This is a genomic window from Flavobacterium sp. ZE23DGlu08, from assembly GCF_030505335.1.
Lineage (GTDB): Bacteria > Bacteroidota > Bacteroidia > Flavobacteriales > Flavobacteriaceae > Flavobacterium > Flavobacterium algoritolerans.
This window is the reverse complement of record NZ_CP130045.1, coordinates 2,841,506-2,861,007: the sequence shown is the minus strand read 5'-3', so window position 1 is coordinate 2,861,007 and position 19,502 is coordinate 2,841,506. Positions and strand designations below refer to the sequence as shown.

General features: G+C 34.1%; 19 protein-coding genes. 9 read left to right on the top strand and 10 right to left on the bottom strand.

Annotated elements, in window-relative coordinates; translation table 11 throughout:
- Positions 1-252: 252 nt before the first annotated feature.
- Positions 253-2,139: an IS1634 family transposase gene (locus Q1W72_RS12585; RefSeq protein WP_302134830.1), complete on the bottom strand. Its 1,887-nt coding sequence runs from the start codon at positions 2,137-2,139 to the stop codon at positions 253-255.
- Between the two features lie 428 nt (positions 2,140-2,567).
- Here Q1W72_RS12585 and Q1W72_RS12580 point away from each other — a divergent pair, with 428 nt between their 5' ends.
- The 3 genes from Q1W72_RS12580 (at position 2,568) to Q1W72_RS12570 (ending at position 5,365) form a co-directional block, all read left to right on the top strand.
- Entirely contained in the window at positions 2,568-3,101 is a 534-nt protein-coding gene (locus Q1W72_RS12580; RefSeq protein ID WP_099714588.1) for a hypothetical protein, read from the top strand.
- Positions 3,102-3,277: 176 nt separating this feature from the next.
- Positions 3,278-4,405, top strand: a complete 1,128-nt coding sequence (locus Q1W72_RS12575; RefSeq protein WP_099714587.1) for a methionine aminotransferase — start codon at positions 3,278-3,280, stop codon at positions 4,403-4,405.
- Between the two features lie 78 nt (positions 4,406-4,483).
- Positions 4,484-5,365: an SDR family oxidoreductase gene (locus Q1W72_RS12570; protein ID WP_167547431.1), complete on the top strand. Its 882-nt coding sequence runs from the start codon at positions 4,484-4,486 to the stop codon at positions 5,363-5,365.
- Between the two features lie 171 nt (positions 5,366-5,536).
- Here the strand turns inward: Q1W72_RS12570 and Q1W72_RS12565 are convergent, their stop codons facing one another.
- The 4 genes from Q1W72_RS12565 to Q1W72_RS12550 form a co-directional block, all read right to left on the bottom strand.
- Positions 5,537-5,851: a hypothetical protein gene (locus Q1W72_RS12565; RefSeq protein ID WP_099714586.1), complete on the bottom strand. Its 315-nt coding sequence runs from the start codon at positions 5,849-5,851 to the stop codon at positions 5,537-5,539.
- 69 nt (positions 5,852-5,920) lie between these two features.
- On the bottom strand, positions 5,921-6,451 hold the full coding sequence (locus Q1W72_RS12560; protein WP_099714585.1) for a YceI family protein: 531 nt from the start codon (positions 6,449-6,451) through the stop codon (positions 5,921-5,923).
- Between the two features lie 48 nt (positions 6,452-6,499).
- The gene (locus Q1W72_RS12555) at positions 6,500-7,252 is read right to left on the bottom strand and encodes a pirin family protein (protein ID WP_099714584.1); all 753 of its coding nucleotides are present in this window, start codon (positions 7,250-7,252) and stop codon (positions 6,500-6,502) included.
- Between the two features lie 90 nt (positions 7,253-7,342).
- Entirely contained in the window at positions 7,343-7,924 is a 582-nt protein-coding gene (locus Q1W72_RS12550) for a Crp/Fnr family transcriptional regulator (protein WP_099714583.1), read from the bottom strand.
- A gap of 151 nt (positions 7,925-8,075) precedes the next feature.
- Here Q1W72_RS12550 and udk point away from each other — a divergent pair, with 151 nt between their 5' ends.
- From udk to Q1W72_RS12525, 5 genes are all read left to right on the top strand, one after another.
- A complete protein-coding gene (udk, locus tag Q1W72_RS12545) occupies positions 8,076-8,684 on the top strand; it encodes a uridine kinase (protein WP_099714582.1) in 609 nt (202 codons plus the stop codon).
- Positions 8,685-8,823: 139 nt separating this feature from the next.
- Entirely contained in the window at positions 8,824-9,144 is a 321-nt protein-coding gene (locus tag Q1W72_RS12540) for a septum formation initiator family protein (protein WP_099714581.1), read from the top strand.
- Between the two features lie 62 nt (positions 9,145-9,206).
- On the top strand, positions 9,207-10,571 hold the full coding sequence (locus Q1W72_RS12535; protein ID WP_099714580.1) for a methylmalonyl-CoA mutase subunit beta: 1,365 nt from the start codon (positions 9,207-9,209) through the stop codon (positions 10,569-10,571).
- Between the two features lie 67 nt (positions 10,572-10,638).
- Positions 10,639-12,777: a methylmalonyl-CoA mutase gene (scpA, locus tag Q1W72_RS12530; protein WP_302135654.1), complete on the top strand. Its 2,139-nt coding sequence runs from the start codon at positions 10,639-10,641 to the stop codon at positions 12,775-12,777.
- A gap of 341 nt (positions 12,778-13,118) precedes the next feature.
- Positions 13,119-13,637, top strand: coding sequence for a hypothetical protein (locus tag Q1W72_RS12525; protein WP_099714578.1), 519 nt, complete (start codon positions 13,119-13,121; stop codon positions 13,635-13,637).
- A 69-nt stretch (positions 13,638-13,706) separates the two neighbouring features.
- Here Q1W72_RS12525 and Q1W72_RS12520 read toward each other — a convergent pair whose 3' ends face one another.
- From Q1W72_RS12520 to dapF, 5 genes are all read right to left on the bottom strand, one after another.
- On the bottom strand, positions 13,707-14,354 hold the full coding sequence (locus tag Q1W72_RS12520; protein ID WP_099714577.1) for a peptidoglycan-binding protein LysM: 648 nt from the start codon (positions 14,352-14,354) through the stop codon (positions 13,707-13,709).
- A 97-nt stretch (positions 14,355-14,451) separates the two neighbouring features.
- Positions 14,452-15,330 carry a DUF2279 domain-containing protein gene (locus Q1W72_RS12515; RefSeq protein ID WP_302137945.1) on the bottom strand — a complete coding sequence of 293 codons (879 nt, stop codon included), beginning with the start codon at positions 15,328-15,330 and terminating at the stop codon, positions 14,452-14,454.
- 44 nt (positions 15,331-15,374) lie between these two features.
- Positions 15,375-16,415, bottom strand: coding sequence for an endolytic transglycosylase MltG (mltG, locus tag Q1W72_RS12510; protein WP_302135653.1), 1,041 nt, complete (start codon positions 16,413-16,415; stop codon positions 15,375-15,377).
- Positions 16,416-16,504: 89 nt separating this feature from the next.
- On the bottom strand, positions 16,505-17,038 hold the full coding sequence (locus tag Q1W72_RS12505) for a GNAT family N-acetyltransferase (RefSeq protein WP_302135652.1): 534 nt from the start codon (positions 17,036-17,038) through the stop codon (positions 16,505-16,507).
- Between the two features lie 18 nt (positions 17,039-17,056).
- Positions 17,057-17,839, bottom strand: coding sequence for a diaminopimelate epimerase (dapF, locus tag Q1W72_RS12500; RefSeq protein ID WP_282710469.1), 783 nt, complete (start codon positions 17,837-17,839; stop codon positions 17,057-17,059).
- A gap of 137 nt (positions 17,840-17,976) precedes the next feature.
- Here dapF and Q1W72_RS12495 point away from each other — a divergent pair, with 137 nt between their 5' ends.
- Positions 17,977-19,377 (top strand): S1C family serine protease, encoded by a 1,401-nt coding sequence (locus Q1W72_RS12495; RefSeq protein ID WP_121342683.1) that lies wholly within the window; start codon positions 17,977-17,979, stop codon positions 19,375-19,377.
- Positions 19,378-19,502 lie beyond the last annotated feature (125 nt).

Below are 19,502 nucleotides of genomic sequence, written 5' to 3'. Positions count from 1 at the left end.
TCATTTAAAGACCAATCGCTTTTCCAAATAGTATAAAAACACTTCTTTTTTAGTGCTGCAATTTCATTTCAAAATTAAATATTTTGAAAGGTTTCCTCATGTCAATTAGACAACCTAAAAAATTCCTTACTAAAAGATCCTTTTTTATATCGAATGAGTAAATATGGCTTTGTTTCCTCGCTATTGCAAATGGATTTTCCTGCTAAAAAACTCCCATAAAACGGCTATTTATATTAACCCAACTTGCAGACTTTAGCTTGTAAACCTTTGTTTAAAAAGGAAATCTTGTTTTAGGATTTCAGATTTGGGGACTACAAATTTTTTCCTGGTAAAGGGACATTTTTTATAGTTTAGGGCTAAGTAAATTTCCTTTAGTTTAGGGCTTGGCTCTGAACATTTCTTAATTTCGATTGTGTTTTCAAGTACATCTTTTATCTCTGTTGTAACTAACTTTTGAGTATTTGCAATTCTCATAATTTCTTGCCAATCGTGATTTATTTTTTTTACTTTTAGTTGATATCTAATCGTATTTACGATCCAATAGGCTAACAATCCAAGGTTTAAATGTGCCATAGTTGACTCATCGTTCTGATGATAAATAGGTCGTAAATCCAAGTCTGTTTTTAACGTTCTAAAAGTACTTTCAATTTCTCGTATGCAATTGTATATTCTCCAAATTGTTTGCTCATCCCTTTCTTTTAGAGACGTTTTTATAAAATAAACGCCATGTTCTTTTTTCTGATTTATTTGACTTTCTTTGACCTCCCATTTCATAGAAGTTACCTTGCTCGTTTTTTGGTCAACCAATAAATCAATTTGGTAATGCTTGGCTATTGAGGGATATTTTTGTTGCAATCGCCCTATTTTTTGATTTATAATTTCTTGCTTTTTTATCCCCGATTTTTTGGCTAATCCATTGGCAAGTTTGGTTAATGTGTCTTCATAAAGGGTTTTAAATTTGCGATTCATTGAACGTTCTTTCATTGCTTTCATGTCGCTTTTCACCTTGAAAACACACTGATTTTGTTCTTCACCTTCAATTTCATTCAGCTCTATTTTCTGATTTTTTTTGTCATAAACTATTGTAGGGATTTCATTTTTTAAGGCATATTTTTTGGGTTTAGTACGGCTTACACATAAATAATCATATCCTTTTTCTGTCACCAATTTCAAGTTTTCGTCAGTGGCAATACCAGCATCCATAATCACCAAAGCCTTTTTTGTGGACTCACTCGTAGCCTCACGAAGGCTATCAATCATATCGGACAAGGTCTTGCAATCGGCCATATTCCCTTGGTAGATATTGGAATATTTCAAAAAGCCTTCTACATTTACAACAGCTGCCAAAACAACTAGTTTGGCATCGGTTCGCTTTTCCTTGCTACGTCCGTACTGAGCTAAATCACTGTTCTTTTTCTGACCTTCAAAATAGGTATTGGTTAGGTCATACAAATAAAATTTATCTTCAATATCAAATAATTCATTGGTCTTTTGAGACAAATATTTTTCCATCTCATCTTTAACTTGATACAAATTTAAGGCAGATTGATATAATTTATCCTTTGTTATTTTTTTGATAGGATAAGCGGTTAATTCACAAATAGCCGAATTTTCTTTTATCCATTTACTGGTTCTGTTTTCGCTCGCGGGATAAACGGCTCTGCTTATAATTTGAGTGAGTGCCAATTGAACTTGTTCTTCCGGCCAATTTTTATCCAATAAAAACTGGTCTATTTTTAGTTGCTTCAATGTTTGCAAACTCATCCATTCACCTCCTAGTTCACGTGCTTCAGTGTGTTTTAGTGTGTTCAAATCTACACTGTGAATGTCTTTTTGGGAAGAATGAGAATTATCTATTTTGTTTGATTTTAGTATTTTGGAATACAATTCATCAATATACTCCCAAAGATGTTCTTGAAAATCATCTTCAAACAAGCTGTTTTTTCCATTGAGTTTTTCAGTCAATTTTTTCTGGATATAATTCAATTCCTCAGCCGTTAAATGGTCTATAAATCCAGCAGTTACAATAGTTCTGTTTCTAACAATATCGTTTTGATCACGAAAACTCTCTACCAATCGGTAGTAGGATTCCATTTTGCCTGTTTCAGGATTTCGACGAAAAGTAGATTTGAAATACATTTAGTAAAAATCGGAAATATCCCCATTAAAGACAAGATTTGCTGGGGACTACAAAACGGAATTTACCTAAAAAACACCTGTTTTGAATACAAAAAATACCAATTTTTAAATAAAAACTTACAGAAATGATTGTTAAAATGATGTAATTAACAATTAATTAACTTTTATCGTCATTCAACCCTGCAAGTTGGGTTAACATTAATTACAAAAAAATTAACCTACGTACCTATAAAAAAAAGCTAATTTTACTAATGCCCACAGTCATTTTTTGATTCAAAATTCAAAAAATAAAACTACTGATGTTATGAATTATAATGATCTAAATAAATTACAAACAACAAAAAGGGGAAGAAATGAATTAAGCCTTACTAATTATTTTTATCATTAATGCATTATGTATTAGACCATTAATTCAAAAACAAAGTATCATGAAATCATATATAATTGTTTTATTTTTTTTATGCATAAGCACACTATCTTATTCCCAAGATAAAGAAGTTAATTCAGGGCAAGGAAATATTAAAATGGAAAATTTACCGGGAGTTGTTATTAAAAGTGCCGGTAAGGATTTTTCCATATACTTACCTGATAGAAACCCAGATAAAAGTGTAAGAGCACTTGAAGAAAAATTCATAGCCTATGATTTAGGGAGAGATTATGAAGGATTTGAAAATTATTTGGTGATTATGGAAACCAGTAAAGGCACATTGACTGCAACATATAATGAAAATGGTAAATTGACTAGTGTAATTGAAAACTATAAAAATATAAAACTTCCTAATAGTGTAATTTATTCCATTTACAAAACATACCCAGGTTGGCAGATTATAAATGACAAGTATCTATATTCTCAAAAAGAAGGTGATATTATTAAAAAAGAGTACAATCTTAAGATAAAAAAAGGCAATGAAGTTCGAAAATTAATTGTCAAACCAGATGGTGAAATTGTCAAAGGAAATTAAACTACTAACAACCATAAAGAAAAAGCTACCGAACTGGTGGCTTTTTTTTTTAGCATACGATTTGGCAAATAAATACAAAAACGCAATACCTTAAATTTTTGATAATTATCAGTTCCCAAAAAATTAAAATTAGGATTAAACTACTACTTTTATAAAGTAATCAACGTTATTTTTTTATGAGTAAACTACCAAATATCAGCACGAGTATTTTTACGGTTATGTCAAAAATGGCAGCTGAATATAACGCCATCAATCTTTCACAAGGTTTTCCAAACTTTCCCGTTGACGAAAGATTAACTGATATTGTTGCCAAACTGGCGAAAGAAAATGTGCATCAATACACTCCAATGTCTGGTTATCCTCCATTATTATCAAAAATAGCGACACTCGTTAAACACTCCTATAGAAGAACTATTCAGCCCGAAACGGAATTGCTGGTTACTGCCGGAGCAACACAAGCTATTTTTACCACTATAACGGCTTTGGTAAAAAATAATGATGACGTAATTATCTTAGATCCAAGTTATGATTGCTATGAAGCACCCGTCTTATTGTGCAACGCAAATCCAGTTCGGGTAGCACTGAATGATGATTATACTTCAAATTGGGAAATTATCGAAAAGGCATGTACTCCAAAAACCAAAATGATTATAATTAATAATCCGCATAATCCAACGGGGAAAATCTTGGCGAAATCAGATTTTGAATCGTTGGAAATCCTGTTGGAAAAATATCCGGATATCATACTTCTTTCTGATGAAGTCTATGAGTACATCACTTTCGAAGAAAAACATATTTCGGCTCATACACGTGAGAAATTATTAAATCGTAGTGTGATGGTTTCCTCTTTTGGAAAATCATTCCATGTTACGGGATGGAAAGTTGGTTATTTAGTAGCGCCGGAATACCTGATAAAGGAAATCAAAAAAGTGCATCAGTTTTTAGTTTTTAGCGTAAATAGTATTTCTCAAATTGCTATTAGCGAGTATCTAGACATCGTTTCTATTGCTGAAATCGGGAAATTATATCTAGAAAAACGAGATTACTTTAGACAATTATTAAAAAATAGTCGCTTCGAACTCATGCCTTGCGAGGGAACTTATTTTCAGGTGGCTTCTTATGCAGCTATATCAAATGAGAGCGATGTTGATTTCTGTAAACGCCTCATTACTGAACATGGCGTGGCTGCAATTCCTATTTCTACTTTTTATACCGATGGAAAAGACCTAAAATTAGTTCGGTTTTGTTTTGCCAAAGACAATGCTACGCTGGAAGAAGCTGCTAAAAGATTGTGTGCGATTTAAAAGAAACGATTTTGTTTTTTTTATTATGCATGCATACTATTTAATTTATTATATTTACAATAAAAAAATATCAAAAATATGAGTTATACAGATAAAATGTTACGTGACGATGCCCTGAAAGGCAAAGTGATTGTCGTAACCGGAGGCGGAAGCGGTTTAGGAAAAGCAATGACTAAATATTTCTTAGAATTAGGGGCGCAAGTAGCCATTACTTCAAGAGATTTAGAAAAACTGAAAAACACTGCAGCAGAACTGGAAACGGAAACAGGCGGAACTTGCCTTCCTATTCAATGTGATGTACGCCATTATGAAGAAGTCGAAAATATGCTCCAAGAAGTTTTGAAAGCTTTTGGTAAAGTGGATGTTTTACTGAATAATGCTGCCGGAAACTTTATTTCTCCAACCGAAAGATTATCTGCTAATGCTTTTGATACTGTAATTGATATTGTTTTAAAAGGCACCAAAAACTGTACCCTTGCTTTTGGAAAACATTGGATTGACACCAAACAAAAATCATCTACCATCTTAAATATTGTTACGACTTACGCTTGGACAGGTTCTGCTTATGTGGTGCCAAGTGCTACTGCAAAAGCCGGAGTTCTTGCTATGACACGAAGTCTTGCGGTAGAATGGGCAAAATACGGAATTCGTTCTAATGCAATTGCTCCGGGACCGTTCCCAACTAAAGGAGCGTGGGACCGATTATTACCAGGAGATTTAGCCGAAAAATTTGATATGGCTAAAAAAGTGCCATTAAAACGTGTAGGAGATCATCAGGAATTAGCCAATTTAGCGGCTTATTTGGTTTCTGATTTTTCAGCGTATGTAAATGGTGAAGTCGTTGTTATTGATGGTGGCGAATGGTTGAAAGGAGCCGGTCAATTCAATATTCTGGAAGCTATTCCCGAAGAACTTTGGGATCAGTTAGAAATGATGATTAAAGCAAAGAAGAACAAATAATAGTTTTATACAAAAACAAAAAAGAGAGTCACTTGGCTCTCTTTTTTTAGTTGACACTACTAAATATTTTAGTAAACATCCTATTTTATAAATTTAACCATTAAGAAATTAAGAAGAATTAAGAAGTTGTGCTTAATTTTTCTTAATTTCTTAATGGTTAAAAAAGAGTTTTTAATTTTTATTGTTTTCCAAGGCAAGTAAAATTTCACTTTTCAGCAAACCACTTCCACCGCCATAATGCTGAACAATAATTATATTTGGATTCTGTTTATTGAAAAAAGTGCACAAATTAGTTTCACTTTCTTCTTGAATTCCGGAACCTAACAATACAAGTGAAAAATCTTTTCTTATAAAAATCTCCTTAGCTTCCTCATCGTTCATAACGCCTACTCCATTCCAATTCTCGTTTGCATTTATTAATCGGATTACAGTTGCCAAGATTTCGAGATGTCTTCCTATGTATAAAATATTTATGGTTTCCATCATTCCAATTTTTAAAAAACACAAACCTCAAGAGAAATAATTCTTTGAGATTTGTGCTTATTTACTTTAAAATTATTGTTGCACAAATTGCAATTCGATATTCAAACGAACTTCTTCGCTTACTAAAACACCACCAGTTTCAAGAGCCGAATTCCAGTTTAATCCCCAATCTTTTCTGTTGATTTTTCCTTCTAATGCAAGTGCTATTTTAGTATTCCCCCATGGATCTTTCATTAATCCGCCATATTCTGCAGCTAATTTCACTGATTTTGTAACACCGTGTAAGGTTAAATCACCAACCAATTCATATTCACCTTCATTAATTTTGGTGAAAGAAGTAGCGCTAAATTTAATTTCTGGAAACTGTGCAGCATCAAAAAAATCCGGACTCAATAAATGAGTATCTCTATCTGCATTTCCAGTTGTTATCGAATCAATTGCTCCGGTAAATTCAATTTTTGCGTTTTCAAAATCGTTATCTTCTGCTTCAATCGTTGCGTCAAATTTTGAAAATTTACCTGAAACATTAGTGAACATCATGTGTTTCACTTTAAAACCAATTTCTGAGTGTGTTGGGTCAATTACCCATTTTGTTGTTGACATAGTATTATTTTATTTATTATTAGTTATTTCTATTATTCATTTATTTAATTACAATTTCATCGGTACTTCCATCAAAAGGATTTCAGCATTGGCAGAATTAGCGGTAATTTTAATACTATTGGTATCCCAAATTCCTAATCCGTCACGTTCATTTAAAGCAATGTCCCCTATGGTAAAATCTCCTTTCAAAACAAAAGCATAAATTCCATTTCCCGGTTTTTTCAATTCATATGAAGTAGAAAAATCATTGTCAAATTTCCCAATATGAAACCAAGCATCCTGATGAATCCAAACGCCTTCATCTTCAGGATTTGGCGATAAAATTTGTTGTAATTTATTGTGACGATCGTTTAAATCTAAAGTGATTTGGTCATAACGAGGTGTTACATTTTTCTGATTTGGATAAATCCAAATCTGCAAAAACTTAACCAACTGATCTTTGTTTTTATTGTATTCACTGTGAAAAATCCCCGTACCGGCGCTCATCGCTTGAATATCACCTTCTTTGATTACGGTAGTATTTCCCATACTGTCTTGGTGTTCTAAATCACCTTCAAGCGGAATAGAAATAATTTCCATATTGTCATGCGGATGTTTCCCAAAACCCATTCCTTGATTGACTCTGTCATCATTCAAAACACGCAACACACCAAAATTCATACGTTCTGGATTGTGATAATTTGCAAAACTAAAAGTGTGATAGGATTCTAACCAACCGTGATTGGCATGACCGCGAGTTTCCGCTTTATGCAAAACGGAATGTGTAATTGCTCCTTCTATAATTTTATCTGTATTTTCCATTGTTCTGTTCTTTAATATTGTGGTACAAAGTTGCGTCAAAAAAAAAGCGCATGCATTGAACTAGGACAAGAAATGAAAAATAACGAGAATTTAGTGTTTGGCGATTTTAGTCCTTATTTTACTAAGAAACTCCGCCGAAATACCCAAATAAGACGCAATATAATGCTGGGCAACGCGCTGTGAAAGTGTAGGATAATGTTCGAGAAATTCTAAATATTTCTCGGTGGCAGTTTTAGAAATGGTGTAAAACAAGCGTTCTTGGGTTACCGCAAGATTGCGTTGCATCAGGATGCGGAAAGCGCGTTCAAACTTTGGTGCTTTGACGAATAGTTCTTCTTTACTGTCTGGACTGAACATAAAAAATTCGCAATCTTCCAATGTTTCGATATACACACGACTCGGTTTATCTTCATAAATACTAAAAGAAATATCGCTTATCCACGCATTTTCAATGGCAAATTGTAGAATGACTTCAAAACCATTGGCATCAATATAATATTTGCGGACACAACCTTTGATAACAAAAGCTTCAAAATTGCACATCTCGCCTTCATGAAGTAAAATTGTTTTCTTAGGAACCGTTTTATATTCCAATAAAGAATTGAAAATTTCTAATTCTTTCGGTTCAAAAGTAACATAGCGACTTATATTTTTATTGATTTGTGAATACAAAGCAGTCTGTTTTAGAAACTAAAGATAGAAAAAAATGTCAATTAACAACGACCAATAAATATATTAAATTAGCAAGATTTCCTCAAAAAATAAAATCCACTCCCAATTAAATTCCTATTTTTGTCGGGATAAAATACATAACAAAAAAATTATGCTCATTATAGGAATTGCAGGTGGTACAGGAAGCGGAAAAACAACCGTTGTACATCAAATCATGAATGAATTACCCGAAACCGAAGTAGGAATTATTTCGCAAGACTCGTATTATAAAGAAAATCACGGACTATCATTTGATGAAAGAGCATTAATTAATTTTGATCATCCGCGTGCCATTGATTTCGAATTATTGGTCACTCACCTTAAAGAATTAAAAGAAGGAAACAACATTCATCAACCCGTTTATTCGTTTGTGACACACAATAGAACGGACGATACCGTTTTCACACATCCTCGAAAAGTGATGATTGTCGAAGGGATTTTAATTTTGGCAAACCCAGAATTAAGAGAATTATTTGATGTAAAAATATACGTTCATGCTGATTCTGACGAACGATTAATCCGTCGTATGAAACGCGATATTGCTGAACGTGGCCGAGATATGCATGAAGTAATCAACAGATATCAAACAACATTGAAGCCAATGCACGAGCAGTTTATAGAACCAACCAAAGCATTTGCAGACATTATTATACCAAACGATAAATACAATACAGTAGCCATTGATGTAGTTCGTGCGGTAATAAATCAAAAAATTCTATAATTTAATTGTAATTTTAGTGTAATAATTATTAGGAGCTATTTCCCGCTTTCCGTTTCAATCTTTTAGTAGGTGCATCTTCCTTCGTCATCATCACCTACTAAAAGGATTTTCACTGTAATCGGGGCTAAAAAAATAAAAAATGACAAATCCGTATAAAGACAAACCTTGGTTTAAATTTTTAAGTAACAAATATGTCTGGGTGTTGTTATTTTTTGCTACTTGGATGATTTTTTTGGACAACTATTCCTATTTCGGACATCGTGTTTTAGACAAACAAATCAACGAATTAGAAGACAATGCCAATTATTATAAGGAAGAAATAAAAAAGGACCAAGAGAACATCAAGCAATTAAAAAATTCAGAACAGATAGAAAAATACGCCCGAGAGAAATACTATATGAAAAAAGATAGTGAAGATATTTATATCATTGAATTCGAAGGTGACACGATTGAAAAATAAAACACCAAGTTTCAGCTCATTTCCAATAGGAAAAAGCTGGAATTAGGAAAACCATAAACAAAATGACAACAAATCTTTTCGATGATTTCAATCCCATTTCCTCCAAGCAATGGAAACAAAAAATCCAATTTGAACTCAATGGAGCGGATTATAATGAAACCTTAGTTTGGAATTCTCCCGAAGACATCCAAGTGAAACCTTTTTATCACAAAGATGAGTTTGCCAAAGCTTTCTCAGTAACTACAAAAGCGACAAATTTCAAAATTTGCCAAAACATATTTGTTTATGATATTGAAAAATCTATCGAAAGAGCATTAGATTCCTTGAGTCGTGGTGCGGACAGCCTTCGTTTTACAATAGAAAACGAATCGATTGATGTTACCAATCTATTGGAGAAATTACCTTTAGAAAAAGTTATTGTTTATTTTAATCTGGGGTTTATTTCAATCGATTTCGTTAAAAAAATAGATGCATTTGCAAAGAAAAATAATACTACTATTTTCTGTAATCTGGATCCAATTGGACAATTAGCCAAAGATGGAAACTGGTTTACAACCAAAGAAAAAAATAATTTCGAAACACTGAATTTACTTTCGACTGCAACACCATCTGTATCGTTAATAAGCATTAATGCGGCATTGTATCAAAATGCAGGTGCCAACATGGTGCAGCAAATTGCCTATAGTTTAGGACATGCCAATGAATATTTCAACAGGGTTGAAGCTATAAACAAACCCATTGTTTTTGAAGTTGCCGTGGGGACAAATTACTTTTTTGAAATTGCAAAACTGCGTACTTTACGATTACTTTTTAATCTGATTGCCAAAGAATACAACCACAACTTAGATTGCAACATCATTGTTTCGCCTACAAAACGAAACAAAACTTTATACGATTATAACGTGAATATGTTGCGTACCACAACTGAATGTATGAGCGCAATTATTGGAGGAGCGGATGCTATTGCTAATTTACCATACGATGCATTATACCACAAAGACAATGAATTTGGTGACCGAATTGCCCGAAACCAATTGTTGATTCTCAAAAACGAAAGTTATTTTGATAAAGTTAATAATCCGGCTGACGGTAGTTATTATATCGAAAATCTTACCAATCAATTAGCTGAAAAATCATTGGCTTTATTCAAAGATATTGAGGCAAATGGAGGTTTCCTGAAACAACTTAATGATGGAATCATCAAAAGAAAAATTCAAGAAAGTGCTGATACGGCTCAAGCATTATTTGACAACGGTAAAGAAATTTTATTGGGAACTAACAAACATCCCAACAAACAGGATAAAATGAAACACGATTTAGAGCTGTTCCCTTTTGTAAAAGTCAAACCAAGAAAAACATTGATTACACCAATAATCGAAAAACGTCTGGCAGAAAAAATAGAACAAGAGCGACTTGGTCTTGAATAAGATTCAGCAATTTCGACTAATCAAAATTAAAAACTCATCAGCATTCGTGTAATTCGGGACTAAACAAATGAAAAGAAAAGATTTACAACATATAAAATTAGAAAGTACATCGTTGAAAGTGGAGAATGAAAATTCTTTGGCTGATGCATTTCTAACCGCAGAAGGAATCGAACTAAAACCAACGTATTCGGAACAAGATATTGAAAATCTTACTCATCTTGATTTTGGAGCTGGTTTTGCACCCAATTTACGCGGACCTTATGCAACAATGTACGTCCGCAGACCTTGGACCGTTCGCCAATATGCAGGATTTTCAACTGCTGAAGAAAGTAATGCTTTTTACAGAAGAAACCTGGCTGCGGGTCAAAAAGGACTTTCCATCGCTTTTGATTTACCTACACATCGTGGCTATGATTCCGATCACGAACGTGTGGTAGGAGATGTAGGAAAAGCAGGAGTTGCGATTGATTCCGTGGAAGATATGAAAGTATTATTCGACCAAATTCCGCTAGATGAAATGTCAGTTTCTATGACGATGAATGGCGCTGTTTTACCTATTATGGCTTTCTATATTGTCGCCGCAGAAGAACAAGGCGTAAAACCCGAGTTACTTTCCGGAACGATACAAAATGACATCTTGAAAGAGTTTATGGTGCGTAACACGTATATTTATCCGCCAACGCCTTCGATGAAAATCATTGCTGATATTTTTGAATTTACCAGCAAAAAAATGCCCAAATTCAACTCGATTTCCATTTCAGGATATCACATGCAAGAAGCGGGAGCCACTGCTGACATTGAATTAGCTTACACTTTGGCCGATGGATTGGAATACATTCGAACTGGATTAGCGACCGGAATGAAAATTGATGAGTTTGCACCAAGATTATCCTTTTTCTGGGCGATTGGAATGAACCATTTTATGGAAATTGCCAAAATGCGAGCAGGAAGAATGATATGGGCAAAACTGGTGAAACAATTTGAACCAAAAGGCGATAAATCATTAGCCTTGCGAACCCATTGTCAAACTTCGGGTTGGAGTTTAACCGAGCAAGATCCTTTTAACAATGTGGCACGAACCTGTATTGAAGCAGCCGCAGCCGCTTTTGGAGGAACACAATCTTTACATACCAATGCTTTGGATGAAGCCATAGCTTTACCAACGGATTTCTCGGCTAGAATTGCCAGAAACACGCAACTCTATTTACAAGAAGAAACTAAAATCACAAAAACTGTTGACCCTTGGGCCGGTAGTTATTACGTAGAAAGCTTGACGAATGAGATTGCCGAAAATGCTTGGAAACTAATCGAAGAAGTAGAAGAACTGGGCGGAATGACGAAAGCCATTGAATCTGGAATCCCGAAACTTAGAATCGAGGAAGCGGCCGCCAGAAAACAAGCAAGAATAGACAGCGGACAGGATATTATTGTCGGTGTGAATCAATATAGATTAGAAAAGGAAGATCCGTTACAGATTCTGGATGTGGATAACCAAATGGTTCGCAAGCAACAATTGGAACAATTAGACCGAATCAAAGCGACTCGAGATACAGAAAAAGTCCAAAATTCATTAAAAAAACTAACCCTTTGTGCGCAAACAGGAGAAGGTAATTTATTAGAAATTGCCGTTGAGGCCGCTAGAAACCGAACAACATTAGGAGAAATCAGTGATGCCTTGGAAGCGGTTTTTGGAAGATACAAAGCACAAATTAAATCCTTTAGCGGTGTGTATAGTAAAGAAATAAAAGACGACAAGAGTTTTGAAAAAGCAAAACAATTAGCAGACGAATTTGCTAAAAAAGAAGGACGTTGCCCTCGAATAATGATTGCCAAAATGGGACAAGACGGGCACGATCGTGGTGCAAAAGTTGTGGCTACCGGTTATGCCGATGTTGGTTTTGATGTAGACATTGGTCCACTTTTTCAAACACCAGCCGAAGCTGCCAAACAAGCCGTAGAAAACGATGTGCATATTTTAGGGGTTTCTTCTCTAGCGGCCGGTCACAAAACTCTTGTGCCGCAAGTAATTGAAGAGCTAAAAAAATACGGTCGAGAAGACATTATGGTGGTTGTAGGCGGAGTAATTCCTGCGCAAGATTACCAATTTTTATTTGATTCTGGTGCTGTTGCCGTGTTTGGGCCAGGAACAAAAATTAGTGAAGCTGCCATTAAAATATTAGAAATTTTAATGGGCAGTTTCGAATAAAAAAGAACACTATAATTTTTAATTCTATCTAAAGCACTAATCAAAAGATTGGTGCTTTTTTTGTTTTTTATTAAAAAGGAAGAACATACTATTCCTATTAAAAAAGAAATGATTTAACTGATTTTATTAACATAAGTTATGGTATAAATTAACGCAAAAAACTGAATTAAAAAGCTAAATTTACATAAGCATATTCATTTTTGTTAAAAATTTAAAATTGTAAATTACTGATATATAGATAATTAAATAACTAAAGAAGGGGAAGTAAAACAGCAAGCCTTAGACTATATTAGTTTATTACAATTACGAAAAATCATTAATTAATTTAAAACTTAAATATTATGAAAGCACTTATTATTATACTCTTTTTAAGCGTTACTATAGCATCATACTCACAAGAAACTCCAAAGGGAAAAATTAAAATCGAAGAATTACCTGGCGTAGTTATTAAAAGAGTTGGCTCCGATTTTTCTGTTTATATTCCTGACAACAATCCTGACCAAAGAGTACGAACTGTAGAAGAAAAATTTATTGCCTTTGATTTAGGTAAAGATGCTGAAGGGTTTGAAGAATACCTTGTAGTAATGGAAGTAAAAAACGGCTCTTTGACCGCAACTTACAATGAAAACGGAAAATTAATACGCGTTGTGGAAGAATTCAAAAATGTAAAACTTCCCGGGGAGGTTATCTATTCTATTTATCGAGCATATCCCGGTTGGTCCATTGTAAATGACAGTTTCCTCTATTCACAGGCAGAAGGAGATATCATCAAAAAACAATATAATATTAAAATCAAAAAAGATAAGGAAACCATGAAATTAGTGGTGCGTCCGAATGGGGAAATTCTTAAAGCGAAATAATTCCATATAGAATAAAAAAAAGGCTGTCTAAAGTAATTTCAGACAGCCTTTTATATTTTGTTTAAACTATTAAATCTGTATGTTTTTTACATTTGCATTGCCATCAGCAACAATAAATGAAGTATCATAACCACCAAATAGTTTCATATACGTTCTTATGGAAGTTCCGTAAGCATCTCTAAAATAGCGCTTACCCTTATTTTTAAAATACTTTTTTACTGATCCTGCACCGCCAAGATGAGCCGCAGCTAAAATTCCAGATTCAGTAACGTGTATTCCGTTGAGAATTGTTCCTTCGTATTTTTCAATCTCCTTTTTCAGTTCCCATTTATTTTTAGCCAAAAGTGCGATAAATGCTTTTTCCTGTAATTCAGGACTATTTAAAAAAGTAGAACTATTACGAACTCCAACAGACTTTAAAGTCTCAATACCAAATTGGTATTTCCCTAAATATCCTAAAGAATTGATTTTTCTATATTTACTTTCAGATTCTCTGTATCCGATTGCTTCCTTAAAGCCAACGAAAAAATTTCCAGTAAAAGGGATGTTCAAATTGATGTAATCTTCTTGCTTTTCAGAAGGAAATAAGTAGTGTGTTCCTTCTTCTTCATTGATAAGAAACCAAGGGCTGGTTTCTAAGTTAAACGGTTTAAAACCTGAGCTTAAAAAAACTGTAATTACAGTCAGACTAGTGTAAAAATACCACTTCTTTATCATAAATTGTTTTTCTTCAAAACGCTGTCCCGTTAAGAAATTTCTATGCGCAAAGATACAACAAAAATAATTATACTGATAATCAAGCAGTTAAACTTTTCTAAAAATAGATTAAGTGGTATTTTATATCGTTTAAGTGCACAAATTCAATTGTAGGTGCAGGAATCTTAACGGTATTAAGAACGGAGAAAACGGTCTTCAAAAAATGGGATTTGGTCTTAATTTTTGTCAAATCTACATCCAAACTCAGGTAAAATTGTCTGAATCTTTTTGGATTAGAAGTTAAAATAGGGGGTGTATCTTCTTTATTTCCGGTTATCATACCATCAGCCCCATAACCCAAGGCCAAGTTGAGCCATTTTGGTATTTTTGAGCCTTTAGCGAAAGAATGCAAATTGATCGAGAGCCAATAGGTTTGTCCATTGTAGTCTTTTAGAATCTGTTCTGTAAATGAACTTCCTAAAACTTCAGGTCTGTAACCGGCATATTTTGTAGTATGAAAAGAAAATTTAGGCGTAATACGCTGTTCCTTCCATATTAATTCTTGTGAAACATATAAAGCTGTTCCGGAAGCATTTGCCACAACATCGCCTAATGAAGCGCCCCATTCAGAGGAATATCCATCTAAAACCTCAACTGCAGTTAAAAACGCAAAGCCTAAACCCGCTCCATACAGCAATTGATTTTTTTTATTGGCACCACTCCATTGTAGCATTTCAGCACCAAATCGTCCCAAATGATACGACGAAAATACATGACCGGCTTTATCCATTTGGAGCCACTCAGCATTGTCATTTATAAAATGAAAATCAGATTTGGGATACTCGGCATACCAAGCTTGATTCAAAGCTATTAAAGTTCCCGTAGCCAAAACTGCTTCGGAAATAACAACTGTATTTTGTCTTTTAATATCTAAAGAATCGGATGGTTTGAAGAAACTATCCGCTGTATTTTGAGCAAAACCAGTTTGGAAAATCATCCAAAACAGCAACAAAAAGACAACTTTTTTATTCCAGCCCAAAACTATCTTTTTACGCCTTGGCTGTTGATCCAATCCGAATATTTTTTGGCGTTTTTATTGTGTTCCTCTAACGTAGCGGCAAACTCGTGGTATCCAAAGCGCTCTACACTGGCGCAGAAGTAAATGAAATTATTTTTCTCAGGATCTAAAACAGCTTCTAATGCTGTAATATCAGGCATCGCGATAGGTCCCGGAGGAAGTCCCACATTCATATACGTATTGTACGGATGACTCATTGTCAAATCATTGTAAAAAACTCTTTTAATGACTTGGTCAAAATCATTCGATTTCTTTTTCATCGCAAAAATAACGGTTGGATCTGCTTGCAATGGCATTTGCGCTCTTAAACGATTCAAATACACGCCTGCAATTCTAGGTCTCTCGTCTTTTTTAACAGATTCTTTGTGTACAATTGAAGCCAAAATAGTAGCTTCAATTGGAGTTAATCCTTGTTTTTGTGCTTTGGCAACTCTTTCTTTATTCCAAAAATTACGGTATTCCTTGATCATTTTATCGCGAAACTTTTCAGCAGTGGTATTCCAATAAATCTCATACGTATTCGGAATAAACATCGCCAAAACATTTTCTTCGTTAAAACCGTTTTCTTTCAAGAAAATAGAATCTTTAAATGAAGTCAGTAATGATAAACTGTCGGCTTCTATTTGAGAGCCTACGCGTCCCGCTAAATTCTCCACTCTTTCCTGATTATTGAATGCCAATTTCACGGGCGAATTAAGTCTTAAGGTTTTTACCAATTCATAACTGTTCATTCCTTTTGTGAATAGAAAACGACCCGGAATTACATTATCAGAATAGCCTCTTTTATTTGCTACCATTTCAAAACGGTCCATATTCTCAACATACGGCGCAATTATTTTCTTAACATCTTCGTATTTAGAATCTGTCGGAACATAGACAAACACTTCTTTATCGGTAAATTTTGTATTGGCAGAAAAAATTTGTTTCAACAGTATTAATCCATAAATCATTAATATTGATATTAAAACAACAGAAGCAATGGTGATAATTTTCTTAATATTCATAAGTGGTTTTGTTATTTTTTGGAATCACAACCGTGTCATTCTTCCTATTTATTTGATTTTGAAACGATACTGATTCAAAACTAAAAAAATTAAAATTTAGTATTGATTAATTGAAAAATAGCTTCGTCTTTATAAACGCCGTTCACAAAGGTCCAGTCTTTCTTGACGCCTATTATTTCGAATCCAAATTTAGTAAAAAGAGCTTTACTAGCTTCATTTTCGGTTCCTATATTTGCATATAATTGGTGTAAATTAAGATTACAAAAAGCATATTCGATTAATAGCCCCAAAGCTTCTGAACCAATATTCTGTTTTCGGTTTTCGTTGTCTTGGATAACGATACCTACTCCTGCCCTATTATTTTTAGGGTCAAAATCAAATAAATCTATTAAACCCAAGGCCGGAAAATCCTGATCCTGACAAATAGCCAATCGCAATTGCTTTGCTTCATAAATATCTTGATGGGCATTTTCTAAATATTGTTTGACTAAAAACCGGCTGTAAGGCGTGTACGTATTACTGACTTCCCAAATACTCTGGTCGTTTTCTATGGCATAGACAAACTCCAAATCATTAGGTTCTAATGCACGAATATAGATATTGTCGCCTTTTAATGTTTTCATTTTTGATTTAGAATTTGTTTAAATCTCAATCGTTCCTTTAAATACAAATTCCGCTGGTCCTTTCAAGAAAACGTCTGTAAAATGTCCTTCTTTTTTATCAAAAGAAACGACTAATTTTCCGCCTTCGACATTCAAATCAATAGAAGAAGCATCCGTTTTTCCTAAAACATTCATTGCAATTGCAACTGCTGTAGCGCCTGTTCCACAAGAAAGGGTTTCATCCTCTACGCCTCTTTCATAGGTTCTTAACGAAAAAGTGGTGTCGTCAATTTGCTTTACAAAATTAATGTTGCTTCCTGCTTTTCCATATAAATCTCCGTATCGAATGGCTGCTCCGTTTTCCTTTATATTGTAATTTTCTAAATCGTCTACCAGTTGCACATGGTGCGGCGAACCGGTATTTAGAAACACATGATCTGAACTCACTTTTACCTCATCAACATCTATCATTTGTAGCGAAACCAATCCGTCATCTTCAATAGTCGCGTGGTGCAAACCATCTGTAGCAATAAAAGTAGTATTGTTTTGGATTACGTTCAGCTTTTTGGCGAAAGCCACTAAACATCTTCCACCGTTACCACACATAGAACTTTGGTTTCCGTCAGAGTTATAATAGACCATTTTGAAATTAGTTTCAGAGTCATTTTCCAATAAAATAAGACCATCGCCTCCTATTCCAAAACGTCTGTCACACAAGTGCGCGATGAGTTGTGTATTCTCCTTTGGAAAAAACTCCGAACGATTATCAATCATGACAAAATCATTTCCTGTTCCTTGGTATTTATAAAATTCTAGTTGCATTTTAATTGAATTGAGTTATACAAAATTACGAATTATTAATGAAATGTTAATCATTGTTAAAGAGCGTTAAACTGTATTTTGCGAAGCTAATTTAGTTTTATTTTTACGAGTAAATATCTTAAAAAACGAATTTAATTATGAAAAATTTTTCAACACTTTTTTTGGTTTCCCTGTTGAGCGGAGTAGTAACACTAGGTTCATACAAATTATTATTTGACACCAATGGATATTTTTCTAATGATAAAAATTCAGGAGTCACAATGGCCTCCGATTCTTACGGAAAGAAAGTAGGATTATCATCGGAAGTACTTGATTTTACTGAAGCTGCAGAAAAAACAATCCATACGGTGGTACACGTAAAAAACGTTTCGCGAAGAACAATTACGAATCCCATTTTAGAATATTTTTATGGGTATAAAGGAGGACAATCCCAGGAACAAGTAGGAACGGGTTCTGGCGTAATCATTTCTGAGGACGGTTATATCGTAACCAATAATCACGTAATTAAAGGTGCATCAGAAATTGAAATTACCTTAAATAACAAAAAATCGTATCAGGCAAAACTCATTGGAACCGATTCTAAAATGGATATTGCCTTATTGAAAATTGATGCGAATGAGAAATTACCATACACTGTTTTTGCCAATTCTGATTCGGTGAAAGTAGGCGAATGGGTTTTGGCAGTCGGAAATCCGTATAATTTAACGTCCACGGTAACCGCTGGAATTGTTTCGGCGAAAGCCAGAGATTTAGACACCAGCGGAATCCAGTCTTTCATACAAACTGATGCTGCGGTAAATCCTGGAAACAGTGGTGGAGCCTTAGTGAATACGCGTGGTGAACTGATAGGAATCAACACGATGATTTCCTCCATGACGGGTTCATACGTAGGGTATTCTTTTGCGGTTCCTTCGAATATTGCCCGAAAAATTATTGAGGATCTTATGGAATTTGGGAATGTACAACGTGGAATTCTTGGAGTTGAAGGAGGCGAATTGAACAGCATTAGCTCTAAAGAATTAGGCATAACACAAACACAAGGATTTTACATTAATAAAGTAACCAAAAATTCCGGTGCCGAAAAATCAGGACTTGGAAAAGGCGATGTCATCATCAAATTAGACGAGCAAAATGTGGCTACTTTTGCTGATCTTTCCGGATACATCAATACGAAAAGACCGAATGATAAAGTTCAGGTTACCTATATCAGAGATGGAAAAACCAGAGTTGTTCCTGTAGTTTTAAGCAAAAATGAGTTTTTCAATGCTGAATTTAAAGGCATCGAATTAGAAAACATTGAAGCCGCTGACAAGAAGAAGTTCAAAATTGATTACGGTGTGCGAATCAAATCCATAAACAGCCAAAACTTAAAACAATACGAAGACGAATTAATAGGAAATATTATCTTGAGTATTGACAATGTAAAAGCTACCGATGTGGAAACGGTATCCAAACTTTTAAGTAAAAAAGAGGAAAACCAAACTGTACGAATCGAAATGATTAATAAAAACGGAGAAATTATGCGTGTGATTCTTTAACACATCCGAGTTTTGAAAAAACAAAGCCATCTTGAAAAAACAAGGTGGCTTTTTTATTTTATAAATAATTCATAAAATACGCTACGAAATCGATTGAAATGGGTACTTTTGCGCAAATTTTAAAA

Excerpts from the sequence above, each read along its gene's own strand:
- Q1W72_RS12585 (WP_302134830.1), bottom strand. The coding sequence starts at position 2,139 with ATGTATTTCAAATCTACTTTTCGTCGAAATCCTGAAACAGGCAAAATG.
- Q1W72_RS12580 (WP_099714588.1), top strand. The coding sequence starts at position 2,568 with ATGAAATCATATATAATTGTTTTATTTTTTTTATGCATAAGCACACTA.
- Q1W72_RS12575 (WP_099714587.1), top strand. The coding sequence starts at position 3,278 with ATGAGTAAACTACCAAATATCAGCACGAGTATTTTTACGGTTATGTCA.
- Q1W72_RS12570 (WP_167547431.1), top strand. The coding sequence starts at position 4,484 with ATGAGTTATACAGATAAAATGTTACGTGACGATGCCCTGAAAGGCAAA.
- Q1W72_RS12565 (WP_099714586.1), bottom strand. The coding sequence starts at position 5,851 with ATGATGGAAACCATAAATATTTTATACATAGGAAGACATCTCGAAATC.
- Q1W72_RS12560 (WP_099714585.1), bottom strand. The coding sequence starts at position 6,451 with ATGTCAACAACAAAATGGGTAATTGACCCAACACACTCAGAAATTGGT.
- Q1W72_RS12555 (WP_099714584.1), bottom strand. The coding sequence starts at position 7,252 with ATGGAAAATACAGATAAAATTATAGAAGGAGCAATTACACATTCCGTT.
- udk (WP_099714582.1), top strand. The coding sequence starts at position 8,076 with ATGCTCATTATAGGAATTGCAGGTGGTACAGGAAGCGGAAAAACAACC.
- Q1W72_RS12540 (WP_099714581.1), top strand. The coding sequence starts at position 8,824 with ATGACAAATCCGTATAAAGACAAACCTTGGTTTAAATTTTTAAGTAAC.
- Q1W72_RS12535 (WP_099714580.1), top strand. The coding sequence starts at position 9,207 with ATGACAACAAATCTTTTCGATGATTTCAATCCCATTTCCTCCAAGCAA.
- scpA (WP_302135654.1), top strand. The coding sequence starts at position 10,639 with ATGAAAAGAAAAGATTTACAACATATAAAATTAGAAAGTACATCGTTG.
- Q1W72_RS12525 (WP_099714578.1), top strand. The coding sequence starts at position 13,119 with ATGAAAGCACTTATTATTATACTCTTTTTAAGCGTTACTATAGCATCA.
- Q1W72_RS12520 (WP_099714577.1), bottom strand. The coding sequence starts at position 14,354 with ATGATAAAGAAGTGGTATTTTTACACTAGTCTGACTGTAATTACAGTT.
- Q1W72_RS12515 (WP_302137945.1), bottom strand. The coding sequence starts at position 15,330 with ATGATTTTCCAAACTGGTTTTGCTCAAAATACAGCGGATAGTTTCTTC.
- mltG (WP_302135653.1), bottom strand. The coding sequence starts at position 16,415 with ATGAATATTAAGAAAATTATCACCATTGCTTCTGTTGTTTTAATATCA.
- Q1W72_RS12505 (WP_302135652.1), bottom strand. The coding sequence starts at position 17,038 with ATGAAAACATTAAAAGGCGACAATATCTATATTCGTGCATTAGAACCT.
- dapF (WP_282710469.1), bottom strand. The coding sequence starts at position 17,839 with ATGCAACTAGAATTTTATAAATACCAAGGAACAGGAAATGATTTTGTC.
- Q1W72_RS12495 (WP_121342683.1), top strand. The coding sequence starts at position 17,977 with ATGAAAAATTTTTCAACACTTTTTTTGGTTTCCCTGTTGAGCGGAGTA.